The following is a 15,050-nucleotide window of genomic DNA, read 5'->3' as shown; positions in this document are numbered from 1 at the left end:
GGAATCTTACGTGAGATACAGTCCGTCATGGACGGGCCTCCCGCAGATATTTCCCAGCAGACCGTTACAGGCCTTGAGGCCCTGATCGGCGGCATTTTCGACGACGGTCAGGAACTGGTCCTCGATGGCGACCTGTACCGGGAAATCGCCCCCTTCGTTGGCCAGGTCTCCACCGCGCCGGTGTCCCCGGAACAACTGGCCGAGCGGTTCAGCCGCTCGCACCAGGCCCTGTACGACACGGCGCCGACCGTGCTCGACTATCACTACGGCGGCGATGGCCAGCGCGCCATACTCGAGCACTTTGGTTTCGTCCGCCAGGCGTTCAATACGGGCAGCTTCGATCTCGGGGAGCAAGCGCCCCTGCCCTATGACGACGCCAGTTTCGACGCCGTCTATGCCTTTCATGCTTTTCGTTATGAGCGTTCGCCCGACCTCGCTTTTGCGGAAATCGCCCGTGTACTGAAACCCAACGGCATCCTGTTAGGCGCCGTAGGCCATCTCGAACAGGTCCATCACAATGCCCTGTACAATTTCACGCCCCTGGGCCTGAAGAGGCTGGCCCTGCAGGCCGGGCTACGCCTGGAAGAGATCCATCCCGCCTACGACGTCTTTTCGTGGATGCTCCATCGTCTTCGCGTCATGACGACCACGCGCCACGACCTGCAGGACCTGATCCGCCGCGACAATTTCTTCCACGATCAGTGTGCCGCCTACGGCCTGCGGCTGGGACGCACGCCGGCGGAAATCAACCTGCTCCAGCTGATGCTGAGCGCACACATCACCTTCCTGATCCGCAAACCGGGCTGAGGCTCCCCCTGGACTGAAAACGTTTGTAAAGATTCCGGCGTTATTCTGGCGGCGGGAGTGAAGCAACTGTATGTATCGCCTGAATGTTTTCGTCGACGAAGACCGCAAGGTCCTGATCTTTCGAGTCATCGGCGCCATGCCCAGCGCCGAATTCGTTCAACGTCTGCACGCCGCCTATGCCACCATCGACCGGCCGTGGACGTGGTCGCGGGTGATGGATTTCCGCCGTTTCGAGGGTGTGATCGATCTTACCGATGTCGAGGAAATGGCGCAGCGCTGGAAGGCGATGACCGCAGATCAAAACTACCACGCCAGAGTGGCCGTCGTCAGCACTGATCCGCTCGACAAGGCGCGCGTTCCCACCGCCTCGCCCCTGTTTCCCAACGAAACCGTCTGCCACTTCTCCGACTACCACGACGCCATGGCCTGGGTTCTGGCCGATGACGACGCCACACGTTCGGCGTAACTTTCCGAAACCTTGCAAATTTCGGCGAGAACCATATCTCAAAACTGCTCCCTCCCCGGTAACCTAAGCACAGGCCGCAGTATCCCGCGGACGGTACAAACTACGGAGAGATTGTAATGGGTGAACCTCAAGTCGGGTGGCTGCTGGCCATCATCGTCGGCGCACTGGCCGGCTGGATTGCGGAAATGATCATGAAGTCCAATCAAGGGCTCCTCATGAACATCGTCCTCGGCGTCGTCGGCGCCATCATCGCCAACGCCCTGTTTGCCATGATCGGTATCGGCTTCGGCGGTGTCATCGGCTACCTGATCGCCGGTGTCGTCGGCGCCTGCCTGCTGATTGCTCTGGCGCGAATGCTGCGCGGCGGGCCGCGCGCCGTTTAAGCGAATTACAGCGCAACACGACAAGAGCCGGTCCCGAAAGGGGCCGGCTCTTTTTCATTACCATTTTCCCTTAAGCATTTGTGTTGTAAGCTGTTGCGGTTGCGGCCCGGTTTTTGCTGGGCTATTGCGATGAGCGAACTCTGTCGCAAAATGCTTCAGGCAACCCGACGGGGCGCCCGGCAGAAAGTCATAGGCGGGATAAAGAGCGTATGTTTTGGCATAACGATGGGGAACTGGCCGTCTTTCTGGGCGTGGTTGCCGCGATATTGCTGTTTTTATCGATCGCCGGCGGGGTCATCGCCGCGTTGAAAGCCTTCCAGGTCCGCCAGTTCCAGGACCTTTTGTTCAAGGCCGAACGCAAGATCGACACTCTGGAACGGCGCATGTTCAACGTGCTCAACGCCGTCCCGGTTGCTCTGGTCGAAACCGACACCACCGGGAAATTCACCTTCGCCAACAAGACCGCGCACAGTCTGCTGGGGCGCAAGGACTCCGAACTGATCGGACTGCGTTTCCATGCCGCCACCTGGGGCATCGCCTTCCCTGACGGCCGCGCCATTCCCGCCGACCTGATGCCGATCGCTCGGTCCCTGCGTGGCCAGACGGTCAAGGGCTTCCAACATCTGCTGACCAATTACGGCGGCCACGACAAGGTCCTGGTCTCGGTTACCTCGATGCCGATCATGAACAGCGCCGGCGAAGTCATCGGCTCGACCTCGGCGATGGTCGAGATCGAAACCTGGTCCGGCGAAGGCGTCGACGACATTACCGGCGCCTGGCGCGGCCACTGGTTCTCCTCCGCCACCGTGCCCTTCTGGGGCCTCGATGCGCAAGGCACGGTTCTGGACATCAACAATGCGGCGCTTGATGCCTTCGAACTGAAGCGCGACGAGGTTGTCGGCAAGCCCTGGGCCCAGGTCTTCGTCGCCGATGGCGACTTCCAGGCCGCGCTCGACTATCTCGGCGACATCCAGGACGAAAGCGAAACCGGCGACGCTTCGGTAGCGCTCAAGCTCAAGGCACCAGGCGGCGGCGCCCATGCGTGCACCGTCACCGGCTGGGTTGTGCGCACTCACGAAGGCGGACCCAACGGCCTCACCGTCATGGCCATGCCGGCCGAACAGGCTGTGGTCGCCCCCCACGCCGTGCCCGCACTCGATGACGCCGAACACCAGGAACTGGAAGATTTCCGCAACGGCGAAAAAGCCCTGGCGGCACTCGGCGTCGGCGTATGGCAATACGACCCCGAAGCCGACACCATCGTCGAAGACGCCGGCATGCGCGCCCTTATCGGCCGCGACGAACCGGGCGGTCCTACCCTGATTTCGCAAGATGACCAGGTCAAGGCCGACGACGCCTTCACCCGCCTGAAGTCCGGCCAGGACGATTTCCTGCAACTCGACATCTGGGTCGCGGACGCGCGTTGGATCACCTTGAAGGGTCAGGCCACGATCGAGGACGGCGAGCGCCAGATCTACGGCATCGCCTATGACAGCACCGAATGGAAACAGGCCATCGCCCCGGCAGTCGCCATCGAACCCCAGATCAGCGAAGATGACCTGAACGCCGCCCGCCAGGCGGCGCGCGATGTCGCCCTGGCCGAACTGGAGGTCGCCCGGCAACAGGCCCGTCTGGCCGGTCGTGAGGAGGCCCTAGCCGAGGTCGAAGCCGCCCGCGCCGCAATGCCGGAAGGCGACGTCTATGCGTGGCACAGCTTCACCCAGGCCGTCGCCGAGCCGGTCATCATCCACGAACCCGATCCGGTTGTCGTTGCCGAAAATGAAGCGCTGAAAACCGAGGTCGAGGCACTGCACGCCGAGCTGGAAACCCTGCGCAACCTGCCGGCGCCCGAACCCGTCGTCGTCCGCGAAGCTGATCCCGCGGTGGCCAGCCATAACGCTGTGTTGCAAGCCCAACTGGATGTGCTGAACGGCGAACTTGAGGCCCTGCGCAAGGCGGGACCGGTCATCGAGGCCGACCCGGCCGTCGTCGCCGAAAACCAAGCCCTCAAGACCCGGCTGACCGAGCTGGAATCCGAGATCGAAGCTACGGCCACGGCGCGCGACGCCGTCCAGGAAGAGCTGGACGCGCTACTGTCCCTGCCCCTGCCGGAACCCGATTACAGCGATCGCGACGCCCGGATCGAAGAGCTGCGGCAACAGACCGAGGCCGCCCGCGCCAGGTACGACGACCTGGCCCAGCGCTATCATGTGCTATCCAACACGCCCGATCCGGAGCCCGACTACAGCGACCACGACGCTCGTATCGAAGCGCTTCAGGCCGAACTGGACCAGGCCCGCGCCGCTCTGGCAGCCACGGGCGCCGAAGCCGACACCCTGCGCGCCCGTCCCGAACCCGATTATGCGCCATATGAAGCGCGCATTGCCGACCTGAGCGACGAACTGAAGGACGTCCGTGACGCCCACGAAGTGCTGCGGTCGCGCTATGCCGAACTGGCCGCCGCGCCGCCGGCGGACTACACGCCGTACGAAAGCAAGCTGGCCGTGGCCAATAACGAGCTGGCCAAGTGGCAGGCCGCTCACCGCGACCTGCAGGGGCGTCTGGAAGAGCTGAACACCGCTCTGAACGCGTCCCAGACCCAGATGGCCGGCATGCAGGTCCGCATCGACCAGATGAACGCCGCGCTGAGCAATGCCCAACGCTTCGAGACGGTCGGCCGCCTGACCGGTGACGTTGCCCAGGACTTCGCCCAGATGCTGCAGGTGGTCAACGGCGCGCTGGACGTCATGGCCAAGACCAGCGAGAGCCCGGAAAGCGTGCGTCGCCTGGCCGAGGCCGCGCTGATCGCCGGCAAACGCGGCGAACGCCTGACGCGGCAATTGCAGGCTTTCCAGAGCGAAGAATTCTAGCCTCATGCCAAAAAGTGGATTGCCACTTTTTGGATAAGCATGAGGCGCGCCAAAATGCTTTCGTTTCGCGGTGCGGCATGGCAAGATTGATCCATGTCCCGTTTCAAGTTCCTGCCCGACGATTTGCGTTTATGGTCGCTGGTCACCGCTACCGTGCGGCCGCACCGGCCGACGCGTGTGCCCCCGACACCGCCGGAAATCGAGATCGTCCAGGTGGCCGGAATGGCCCAGCCCATGGTCGCCGAAAAACCGAAACCCGTACCGGCAACACCGTTTCGCCTGGGCCAGGCGATCAAGCCGGAACCTGGCTTCCGCTTCGTGCCGGGTGATAGCTTCTCACCTGATCCGATCGAGCCCCGGCGCAAACGCCGCATCAGCCGCGAACGCGACCCGATCGAGGCCCGGCTGGATTTGCACGGTTTGAATTCGATGGCCGCCGAGGCGCGGTTGAAAGCCTTCGTCCAGCAGGCCTATGCCAACGACTATCGTGCCGTGCTGGTGATCACCGGCAAGGGCATGGCGGAAAACGGTATCCTGAAACGCAACGCACCGGAATGGCTGGCCGACCCGGCGCTGGGGCATATTGTGGCCGGCATTTCCCAGGCCCATGCCCGCCACGGCGGCTCCGGCGCGCTCTATGTCGCGCTGAAGCGGCGAAGCTGACGGCAAAAGCGGGAAGAGGACGCCTAAACGCCTCTAAATCAACCCGTGCTTCTGCGCCAGTTCGCGCAGCGACACCTTGGGCCGCGGGCCGTAATGGTCGATAACTTCCGATGCCGCCAGCGAGCCCAGACGTCCGCAGACATCCAGCCCCAAACCACGCGTCAGGCCGAACATGACCCCGGCAGCATACTGATCGCCGGCGCCGGTGGTGTCGAGCACCGCCGCGGCCGGATAGGTCGGGATGACATGGATCTCGTCCTGGCGGGCGGCGACCGATCCCTTTTCCGAACGCGTCACGAAGGCCAACTCAACCTTGCTGCGCAGATAGCGCAACGCCTTGTCGAAATCGTCCGTCTGGAAAAGCGACATCAGCTCATGCTCGTTGGCGAAGACCAGGTCGATATGGCGCGAAATAAAAGCCAGCAGATCCTCGCGCCAACGATCGACGACGAAGGTATCCGACAGCGTAATCGCCGTCTTGCGGCCGTTGTTGCGGGCGATCTGGGCCGCGCGGGCAAAGGCTTCCCTGCCGGACGGGGTGTCGAACAGATAGCCTTCCAGATAGACGATCTGCGACGCCTTCACCAGTTCGGGATCGACATCGTTGGGCCCCACCATGGCCGCAGCGCCCAGGAAGGTCGCCATGGTGCGCTGGCCGTCGGGGGTGACATTGATCAAACAGCGGCCGGTATGGGTCGGGTCGTCGTGCAGCACTTGCGTATTGAAGGTGACGCCCATCTTCTTCAGGTCGCGCGAAAACACCTCACCCAGGCTGTCGTGGGCGACCTTGCCGATATAGGCGCACTTGGCGCCGAACGAAGCCGCGCCGGCGATGGTATTGCCAGCCGATCCGCCCGAAGCCATTTCGCTGTCGGCCATGGCTTCGTTGAGGCTGACCGCGCGATGCTGGTCGATCAGGGTCATGGCGCCCTTGTGCAGGTCGTGGCTCTTCAGGAAGGCATCGTCGGCTGGAGCCAGGACATCGACAATGGCGTGGCCGACGGCGGTGATATCGTAGGTCGTGGTCATGGGCTGGCTTGAACAATTCCGGTTGCGATTGCGTACCCTAATGGTGAATAAGGAAGCGATGAGCAAGTCTTTATTGATCCTGACTCCGAACCCGGACCATCCGTCGCATCACGGCCGGTGGCCCTATGTCCTGGACGCCTACAGGGAAGCCCTGGCCGGCATCGATGCCGAGGTCTTCGACCAGCCTTGGTCGGAGCCGGTCACCCAGGACTACGACCTGATCGTGCCTTTGGTGGCCTGGGGCTACCACAATGACCCGGACGGTTTCCGCGCCGCCATGGCCCGATTGGCCGAGGATAAGCGCCGCGTGTTCAATCCGCCCGAGATCGTGGCGTGGAATGTCGACAAACGCTATCTGCGCGATCTGGCCGAGGCCGGGGTGCGGATCATCCCGACCCTGTTCGTCGAGCAGTTGACCGAGGATGACCTCGCCCGCGCCCGCGCCGATTTCGGCGACGCTCTCGTGCTGAAGCCTGTGGTATCGGCCGGGGCCAAGAACACGGTGGTCTGGCGAGGCGATGCCGCCTTGGCCGGGGAAGCCGATGTCGAAGGCAAGATCGCGGGTCCGCCGGAGGGCCCGGCCATGATTCAGCCGTTTATGGAGTCGATCCAAACGGAAGGCGAATGGTCCCTGCTCTATTTTGCCGGCGCCTTCTCGCATGCGGTGCTGAAGACGCCCAAGTCGGGCGATTTCCGCTCGCAACCAGACTACGACGCGCGTTTACAGCTTAAGTGGCCCCCAGCCGAAGCTTCGGACCTGGCGGAAGCGGCGCTGGACTTTATCGGCCGCGACCGGTTGCTGTATGCGCGAGTGGATATGGTGCGCGATGCCGAGGGGCGGTTCTGTTTGATGGAGCTGGAGCTGATCGAGCCGGACCTGTACCTGACCTACGACCTGGAAGCCTCAATGCGCTTCAAGGACGCGGTCGAACTCGCCATGCATGTCGGTTGCAAGTGCCACGCTTGACCTGACGGATCATGGCACCGCGGCAAGATCTTCAGCGACCACAGACCTATCCGTTGTCGAACTGATCACGGTGACTCCATCGGTCGCGTTGCCAAACAGCAGGAAAATGATACCCAGCACCAGGGCCGAAGCGACGACCATTTCTAAAATGGTGATGGTTGCATTATCCCGGCTTTCGCTGTTTACCGCTGTGGTCGCCATGCCGCTCTCTCCTCTACTCCCTGATGGGTGCAGGCAATCTAACCCCGCTCCATGCAAGCAGGCCGTCGCCTTTTGTCGGACGTCGCGTAAGATATCCGTCAGACCCGCCGGCTATTAGATTTTAACGTCCCGTTTACCTTGTCACAGCCTGTGGTCGCATTTCACAACTTTTGTTGAGCAAAAATCGCTTGATAAGTGAAGACGCCAGAGGTTAACTCCCCGCTTTCCAGTGCGGACGTGTGGCATGGCGGAACCTTTTTCCGAAGAAACAGCCCCGATGGCTCAGGTGCTGTTTATCGAAGACAGCGCCGCCGAAATCCGTCTTGTTACCGATCTGCTCAACCGCGCCCGGGTCCAGTTCGACGGCCACTGGGTGACCTCGGCCGAGGATGCCCTGCGGTTCCTGCGCAACGAACCGCGGTTCGAGAGCGCGCCGCGGCCCAACCTGATCTTCCTCGACCTCAACCTGCCGCGCATCCAGGGTGGCGGGTTCCTGAAGGAATTGCGCGGCCTGCCCGAGTTGAAAACCATTCCCGTGGTGGTCCTGTCGGGTTCGGATTACGAGGAAGACATTGTTGGCGCCCGCGAACTGGGCGCCGTGCACTACCTGGTCAAGCCGTTGAACTACGAAAAGCTGTGCGAGGTGGTGGCCCGGGTGCGATCGCTGAAGCTGGAACTGCGTGGCGAAGACCTGTTCCTGTGCGCGGAGGATCTGCGGCGGGTCTAAACCCCGATACGCGGGCACAGGTGGCTGACGATGCACAGCTCGCATTTGGGTTTGCGCGCGATACAGACATAGCGTCCGTGCAGGATCAGCCAGTGATGGGCGCGGGTCAGCCATTTACGTGGTATGACCTGCATTAGCTGCTGTTCGACCTTGTCCGGGGTCCTGGCGGCCGCATCGACCAGGCCCAGCCGGTGCGAGACGCGAAAGACATGGGTGTCGACGGCGATGGCCGGCTGAATGTCCAGTTCGTTCAGCACGACGCTGGCGGTCTTGTTGCCGACGCCGGGCAGGGCTACCAGTTCGTCGCGGGTCAGGGGGATATTACCGCCATACTGGTCGATCAGAATCTGGCTGAGCCGGATGACATTGCGCGCCTTGGTGCGGAACAGGTTCAGCGAAGCCAGCATCGGGGTCAGCCCGTCTTCGCCCAGCGCGGCCATGGCGGCGGGGTTGTCGGCGATGTTGAACACCGCTGCGGTGGCCTTGTTGACGGCCTTGTCGGTGGTCTGGGCCGACAGCACCACCGCGACCAGCAGGGTGTAGCGGTTGACGAAGTCCAGTTCGGTGCGCGGGTCGGGCTTATCCTCTTCGAAGCGCTCGAACAGGGCGGAAATCAGGGCGGGATCGGGTGCGGCCATCGGGTGTGCTTAGCGGAGTTCGAGGGAGGACGGAACCGTCATTGTTCATGGCTTCTGATGTAAGGTTTTTCACCACGGACCACACGGACTTTGAGACAGTTCTGACGCCGCGAAGCGGCCTTACGTTTATTGCCGCTGCGCGGCAGTTTCCGATAAATCCTGAAGTCCGTGTGGTCCGTGTGGTCCGTGGTTAAACTTCCTACTTTCTCAACCGCTCCAGCAGTTGGATCTTCTCCCCGCGCAGGTCGCCCTCCACCCATGGCGTGAACCCGACCTTCGCCGCCAACCGGAACGACGCCGCATTGTCCGGCGCGATCATGCACGTCGTCCGCGCCAGCCGCAGATCCTCGTCGGCATGACGCAAAGCTTCGGTCACCGCTTCGAAGGCATAACCCTGGCCCTGAAATGCCGGATCCAGGCCCCAACCAAGTTCCAGATCCCCAAAGGCCGGCACCAGGTCGCGGCGGTAGTCGAAAATCCCCACCGTCCCCAGCCACACACCGTCCTCAAGCCGGCGGACCGCCCAGTTGCCGACGCCCATCACCTGCCAGTGGCCGATATCGCGCAACAACCGCAGCCAGACCGTCTCCGACGTCATCGCCGGTAAACCGATCTGCCGGGTAAAGTCTTCGTTGCGCCACAGCCGGCAGAGATCGTCGAAATCCGCCACCGTCATCGGCGTCAGGCTCAGCCGAGCCGTCGTCAGGACCGTCATGCCCAAACCTCTACTATCCGACCCGTTCCGGCGCACCTTCATCAGCCATGACTTGCTCCCATTTCAGCCACTTCTCGGTGATGGCGGCATTGAGGTCGATGCCTTCGGACCGCGCCATCAGCAGCACCATGCAGATGACGTCGGCCATCTCCATGGCCACGTCATGACGGGCGCCGTCGACGCTGCGACGCGACCGGCCGGTCATGGCCAGATAGGCCTGGGTCAGCTCGCCCATCTCCTCCTGGACCTTGATCAGGTGCCAGTCGCCGCTGCGGTCGACGTCGTAGACCCTCTGATAGCGGTCGGAAATGACCTTCAGCCGGTCGATAAAGGCTTCCAGTTCGGGTATTGGCAAGGACATGACGGCACCGTTCACGGGATGTTCTCACCCCTTGTAAGCGCGATTCTTAAACCCGGCAAGCCTAGCGCAGTTGATTGCCGAAGCGTTGCGCCTCGCTGCGGGCGGCTTCGTCGGCCGTTGGCACATAAGCCGTGGTCTGCAGGAAGGCATGGATCAGGTCGCCATAGCGGATATGCGACACCTTCAACTTGCACGTCGTCTCGGCCAACCGGGCAAAGGCGGCCTGAGAATCCTTCAACGGATCGAACCCGGCCGAAACCACCCGAACCGGCGGCAACCCGCACAGGTCGGCCTGCACCGGAGACGTATCGGCAGACGTCGTTGCGACACCGGCCGGATAAACCTGATCGGCCAGGTATTTCAGATTGTCGGCGTCGAGCCCGTAGCCCGACCCCAGTGCCTTCAGTGACGGATAATCGTTCACCCGATCGACGCCGGGATAGAACAGCAGCAAGGCCTTTGGCATCGGCTTTTTGGCGTCACGCGCCCGCAACGCCGTCGCGATCGCCAAGGTGCCGCCGGCGCTGTCTCCGGCCAGGCCGACCCGGCCACCCAGATTGGCCTGCACCCAGTCATAGGCGTCTTCGGCATCGTTCCAGGCGGCGGGATAGGGATGTTCCGGCGCCAGGCGATAGCCGACCGAAACCACCACCGCCTTGGCCTCGGCCGCTATGATCCGTACTGACGGGTCGAAAGCGTCGATACTGCCGAACATGAAACCGCCGCCATGATAATAGACGATTACCGGGGCGTCCTTGGGCAGGCCGTCCGGATGGTAGATGCGGATCGGAATGGCATTGCCGTCACGACCTGGGACAGTGCGATCCTCGGTCGCCATCTGCGGCCCAGGCGCCGTCCGCAGCGCCCAGTAGCGGTCCAGAGCCGTGCGGGTGGCGGCGCGGCCTTCCGGCGTCTTATAGCTTTCGCGCAGGTAAGCCTGGACCGCCGGCGCCGAAGCCGGACGCGTCGTATTTTCCAGCACCCACTGCAGCCGCGCATCCAGTTTAACACCATCGGACTCTTCACGCGGGCCTTTCAGGTGGGCGATGAACCAGTCCTCTGGCTGTTTCAGGGCCTCGATCTGAGCCTGTTCCGCCGGGGTGGCGACGATCGGTTCGGCCAATGCGGGTGTCGCCAGGATCAGTGCGGCGGCGGCGATAATGCGGATCATGGTTCCCTGCCCTCTTATGGTTTGCCCGAGCCTACCCCGGCACCGGCGCAATTTCAACGGTTGTTGTAATTATCGCCTCGGCCTATGACAACCGCATGACCGCCATCCTGTTTGTCTGCCTTGGCAATATCTGCCGTTCCCCGCTGGCCGAGGGCGTGCTGCGCCATAAGGTGCGCGAAAAGCGCCTGGACCATCGCTTCGATATCGACTCCGCCGGTTGCGGTGGCTGGCACGCCGGCGAAGCACCCGACCACCGCTCCATTGCCGTCGCCGCCCGCTTCGGCATGGACATTTCCGGCCAGTCCGCCCGCCAGGTCAAGCCGCACGACTTCGATCACTACGACCTGATCCTGGGTCTGGACCGCGACAACGTCCGTCACCTGACGCAGATGCAGCCGCCGGGTTCGAAGGCGAAGGTCGCCCTCTATCTCGAGGAAGCCCTGGGCCTGAACAAGGACGTGCCCGATCCCTATTACGGCGGCGCGCGCGACTTCGAAGCCGTCTACCGGCTGTGCGACCAGGCCAGTGACGCGCTTCTGGCGAAACTGGTGTGATCCGGGATCACTGCCCCGTTACCGTATGCAGCGGTAACGGGCTGCAATCGTTTGCCCGTAAGGACCGCCGAAAAAGCGGCGATCAACTCTGACTTGAAGCCTCGACAAGCCGCCTTTCCCGGTGCAAAAGAGTCGCAAAGACGCTGCCGGGCCTGGCGGCATCCGCATGCGAATTTCGAAGTTCATTTATATTTTTCAGTAACTTAAAGCGTACCCCCAGGGAACCTGTAAGCGTTCATCGCAACTCAGATCATACAATGCCGCGAAAAGCCGGCAGGAGGAAACGCCATGGCTACGTTCGATCTCACCGCAGGGAATGACTTTGTCCACGTCTCAGGCGACGGTCAGGTGCCGACATCCGACTTCACCGATCTGGCCCTGGCGACCGATCTCGAGGATCTGGCGCGCATGGTGTCCGGCGGTACGGATTTCGTCTATCTGGGTGGCAGCAACGATACCCTGCAGGCCGGGGCCTTCCTTGATGTCACCGATACGGTGAACGGTGGCGCGGGCTATGATGAGGTGGTGCTGAACGGCGACTATTCCGCCGGCCTGTCCCTGACGGCCCAGCGCCTGATCGGTATCGAAAGCCTGAAACTGACCTCGGGCCACCAGTATAATCTGACCCTGGGCGCAGGCCTGGGCGCCATGACCGTCAACGCCCTGTCGACCGTCAGCGGTGACCGCTTGGTGCTGGACGGCACGGCGGAGACCGTCACCAACTTCCTGGTCCAGGGCAGCGGCGGTGGTGACGACATCCGCCTGGGCAGCGGCGCCATCAACCAGGTCTATGGCAATAACGGCAACGACTATCTCAGTTCGCTGGCCGACGGCGCCAGCACCATGACGGGCGGCGCCGGTCACGACACCATCGCCATGAGCGGGACCGGGATTTCCTATCTCTATGGCGACAGCGGCAACGACATCATCACCTCGTCGGGCTGGATCAACACCATCGCCGGCGGCACCGGCAACGACCAGATCACCTTCAGCAACGCCCGCGTTCTGGTCGGCGGCAGCGTCACCGGCGGCGACGGTTCGGACCGGCTGTCGATTGACGGCGTGGTCATCCACGAAGCCTTCCTGGAACTGGCCGCAAGCGGCTTCGAGACCCTGTTCTTCGCCACGGGAGCGCAATTGCACGGCCACGATGGCGCCAACCGGTTCGACCTCGGCGTCTCCCTGGCGGCCGGGTCCGCCGCGCCGACCGTCCACGGCAACCAGGGCGACGATACCGTCATCGGCACCACCGCCAACGACACCCTGTGGGGCGAAAGCGCCGCGGATTCGCTGATTGGCGGCGATGGCACCGACCACCTTCTGGGCGGTACTGAAGACGACCGCCTGTTCGGCGGCGCGCACAGCGACACCCTGGAAGGCAATAACGACCAGGACTATCTCGACGGCGGCGCCGATAACGACCTGCTGATCGGTGGCAACGGCGCCGACGCCCTGCTGGGCGGCCAGGGCCTGGATATTCTCTGGGGCGATACCGGCGACGACACCATGGACGCCGGCACCGAAGACGATGTCCTGTACGGCCAGGGCGGCCACGACACCCTGAACGGTGGCACCGGCGCCGACACCCTGTTCGGCGGTACCGGCAACGACGTCTATATCGTCACCGACAGCGACAGCATCACCGAAGACGCCGGCGCCGGGCGTGACCGCGTCGAAAGCGCCATCAGTTACACCCTGAGCGCCAATCTCGAAGACCTGACCCTGACCGGCACTGCGGCCAACGGCACCGGCAACACCATTTCCAACGTGATGACCGGCAATGCTTCGGGCAACAGCCTGACCGGCGGCAACGGCCTGGATACGATCAGCGGCGGCGACGGCAACGACACGATCGACGGCGGCGCCCACGCCGACAGCCTGACCGGTGGCGCAGGCAACGACAGCCTGACCGGCGGCAGCTTCGGCGACACCTTCGTCTTTGCCGCCTCGGGCGCCGGCGACGACACGATCACCGACTTCCAGACCTCAGCCGACCTCGTCGACCTGGGCGGCGCCGACTTCACCGCCGTCTCGGACGGTCCGGGTGGTGCAACCCTGACCCATGCCGGCGGCACGATCCTGATGGCCAGCATCACCGGATGGACGCTCGCGCAGTGGAACACGCGCGTCCAGCCGGCGCCGGGACCGGCGATCACGGCCGGTATCATCAGCGCCGACATCTATGGCGACGGCGGCGATAACACGCTCAGCGGCACGACCGATGCCGACAATATGTTCGGCCTGGGCGGCGCCGACACGATCACCGGCCAGAACGGCAACGACTATATCGAAGGCAATGAGGGTGACGATCACCTGCTGGGACTGGACCAGAATGACACCCTCTACGGTGGTGACGGTTTCGACGTGCTGGAAGGCAACGACAATGACGATCACCTGCACGGCGGCGCCGGTAATGACGCCCTGCTGGGCATGTACGGCAACGACACGGTCTGGGGCGACGACGGCCTGGACATAGCCTTTACCGGCACCGGCAACGACCTGCTCTACGGTGGCGATGACAACGACGTGCTGCAGGGCGAAACCGGCAATGACACGATCGTCGGCGGGGCCGGCGTCGACACCCTGATCGGCAGCACGGGCAACGATCTCTATATCGACCCCGACGCCGCGGATGACCTGCGCGAAGACGCCGGCGGCGGCCGCGACAAGGTCGAAAGCGCCACCACCTTCTCACTCTACAACCTGGCCCATGTCGAGGACCTGAAGCTGACAGGGTCGGCCGACAGCAACGGCGACGGCAACGGCAGTTCCAACCAGATCGACGGCAACGACGGCGCCAATATCCTGACCGGCTACAGCGGCTACGACACCATGGACGGCGGGGGCGGAAACGACAGCCTCAGCGGAGGCCAGCAAAACGATATCCTGACCGGCGGCCTGGGCGATGACACCCTCAACGGCGGCGACGGCGGCGACACCTATTATGTCTACGGCAACGACACCATCATCGAGGTCGCGGGCGGTGGCACCGACATCATTTTCAGCGCCGACGACTACTCACTGGCATCCCTGGCCTATGTCGAGAATCTCAGCCTGCTGGGCGTCGCCGTCAACGGCACCGGCAATGCCCTGTCCAACCAGATCACCGGCAGCGCCGCCGCCAACGTCCTGACAGGCGGCAACGGTTACGATACCCTGGACGGCGGCTCGGACAATGACAGCCTGTACGGCGGCGCCCATCAGGACCTGCTGATCGGCGGCCGCGGCAATGATTACCTCGACGGCGGCAGCTTCGCCGATGTGTTCGAATTCGCCACCAGCGACACCGGCAACGACACTGTGGCCGGCTTCCAGACCGTCGACCGCTTCAACCTGTCGGGCGGTAGCTTCACGGCAGTGTCGGATGGCGTCGATGGCGCCACCCTGACCCATGCCGGCGGGACCATCCTGGTGCTGGGCGTAACCGGCTGGAGCCTGACGGACTGGAACGGTTACGTGGTGTAGTGCTATGGGTGCGCAGGTTTAAACGAAAGCGTC

At 63.2% G+C, this 15,050-nt stretch carries 15 protein-coding genes; 9 read left to right on the top strand and 6 right to left on the bottom strand.

The features are described 5' to 3' along the window. Positions 1–27: 27 nt before the first annotated feature. The 5 genes from ABAC460_RS34400 to ABAC460_RS34380 all read left to right on the top strand — a co-directional run bounded on the left by ABAC460_RS34400 (position 28) and on the right by ABAC460_RS34380 (position 5,189). Positions 28–807, top strand: a complete 780-nt coding sequence (locus ABAC460_RS34400) for a class I SAM-dependent methyltransferase (RefSeq protein WP_023453219.1) — start codon at positions 28–30, stop codon at positions 805–807. 70 nt (positions 808–877) lie between these two features. After that, on the top strand, positions 878–1,273 hold the full coding sequence (locus tag ABAC460_RS34395; RefSeq protein WP_023453218.1) for a hypothetical protein: 396 nt from the start codon (positions 878–880) through the stop codon (positions 1,271–1,273). 116 nt (positions 1,274–1,389) lie between these two features. After that, positions 1,390–1,656: a GlsB/YeaQ/YmgE family stress response membrane protein gene (locus ABAC460_RS34390; RefSeq protein WP_023453217.1), complete on the top strand. Its 267-nt coding sequence runs from the start codon at positions 1,390–1,392 to the stop codon at positions 1,654–1,656. Positions 1,657–1,865: 209 nt separating this feature from the next. Next, positions 1,866–4,526 (top strand): PAS domain-containing protein, encoded by a 2,661-nt coding sequence (locus tag ABAC460_RS34385; RefSeq protein ID WP_023453216.1) that lies wholly within the window; start codon positions 1,866–1,868, stop codon positions 4,524–4,526. A 93-nt stretch (positions 4,527–4,619) separates the two neighbouring features. After that, complete coding sequence (locus ABAC460_RS34380; RefSeq protein ID WP_023453215.1) at positions 4,620–5,189, top strand: Smr/MutS family protein; 570 nt, start codon at positions 4,620–4,622, stop codon at positions 5,187–5,189. 33 nt (positions 5,190–5,222) lie between these two features. On the opposite strand, the gene ABAC460_RS34375 is transcribed toward ABAC460_RS34380, so the two are convergent. After that, positions 5,223–6,218, bottom strand: coding sequence for an adenosine kinase (locus ABAC460_RS34375; protein WP_023453214.1), 996 nt, complete (start codon positions 6,216–6,218; stop codon positions 5,223–5,225). A gap of 58 nt (positions 6,219–6,276) precedes the next feature. Here ABAC460_RS34375 and ABAC460_RS34370 point away from each other — a divergent pair, with 58 nt between their 5' ends. Next, positions 6,277–7,185: an ATP-grasp domain-containing protein gene (locus ABAC460_RS34370; protein WP_023453213.1), complete on the top strand. Its 909-nt coding sequence runs from the start codon at positions 6,277–6,279 to the stop codon at positions 7,183–7,185. 9 nt (positions 7,186–7,194) lie between these two features. Here the strand turns inward: ABAC460_RS34370 and ABAC460_RS34365 are convergent, their stop codons facing one another. Continuing rightward, positions 7,195–7,386, bottom strand: a complete 192-nt coding sequence (locus ABAC460_RS34365) for a hypothetical protein (RefSeq protein ID WP_023453212.1) — start codon at positions 7,384–7,386, stop codon at positions 7,195–7,197. Between the two features lie 244 nt (positions 7,387–7,630). On the opposite strand from ABAC460_RS34365, the gene ABAC460_RS0124455 reads away from it, so the two are divergent. Continuing rightward, a complete protein-coding gene (locus tag ABAC460_RS0124455) occupies positions 7,631–8,113 on the top strand; it encodes a response regulator (protein ID WP_081716507.1) in 483 nt (160 codons plus the stop codon). Here the strand turns inward: ABAC460_RS0124455 and nth are convergent. The 4 genes from nth to ABAC460_RS34345 form a co-directional block, all read right to left on the bottom strand. Beyond that, entirely contained in the window at positions 8,110–8,751 is a 642-nt protein-coding gene (gene nth, locus ABAC460_RS34360; RefSeq protein ID WP_023453210.1) for an endonuclease III, read from the bottom strand. The genes ABAC460_RS0124455 and nth overlap by 4 nt on opposite strands. 199 nt (positions 8,752–8,950) lie before the next feature. Next, on the bottom strand, positions 8,951–9,466 hold the full coding sequence (locus ABAC460_RS34355) for a GNAT family N-acetyltransferase (RefSeq protein WP_023453209.1): 516 nt from the start codon (positions 9,464–9,466) through the stop codon (positions 8,951–8,953). A gap of 13 nt (positions 9,467–9,479) precedes the next feature. Then, positions 9,480–9,827 carry a phosphoribosyl-ATP pyrophosphohydrolase gene (locus tag ABAC460_RS34350; protein ID WP_031236692.1) on the bottom strand — a complete coding sequence of 116 codons (348 nt, stop codon included), beginning with the start codon at positions 9,825–9,827 and terminating at the stop codon, positions 9,480–9,482. A gap of 61 nt (positions 9,828–9,888) precedes the next feature. Then, complete coding sequence (locus ABAC460_RS34345; RefSeq protein ID WP_023453207.1) at positions 9,889–10,998, bottom strand: alpha/beta hydrolase; 1,110 nt, start codon at positions 10,996–10,998, stop codon at positions 9,889–9,891. A gap of 95 nt (positions 10,999–11,093) precedes the next feature. Here ABAC460_RS34345 and ABAC460_RS34340 point away from each other — a divergent pair, with 95 nt between their 5' ends. After that, the gene (locus ABAC460_RS34340; RefSeq protein WP_023453206.1) at positions 11,094–11,552 is read left to right on the top strand and encodes a low molecular weight protein-tyrosine-phosphatase; all 459 of its coding nucleotides are present in this window, start codon (positions 11,094–11,096) and stop codon (positions 11,550–11,552) included. Between the two features lie 288 nt (positions 11,553–11,840). Next, entirely contained in the window at positions 11,841–15,017 is a 3,177-nt protein-coding gene (locus tag ABAC460_RS34335; RefSeq protein WP_023453205.1) for a beta strand repeat-containing protein, read from the top strand. Positions 15,018–15,050 lie beyond the last annotated feature (33 nt).

Origin of the sequence: Asticcacaulis sp. AC460, assembly GCF_000495795.1 — a bacterium.
In the GTDB taxonomy this organism is placed as follows: domain Bacteria; phylum Pseudomonadota; class Alphaproteobacteria; order Caulobacterales; family Caulobacteraceae; genus Asticcacaulis.
Note: the sequence above shows the minus strand (reverse complement) of the source record. Positions and strands in the feature narration are given on the sequence as shown.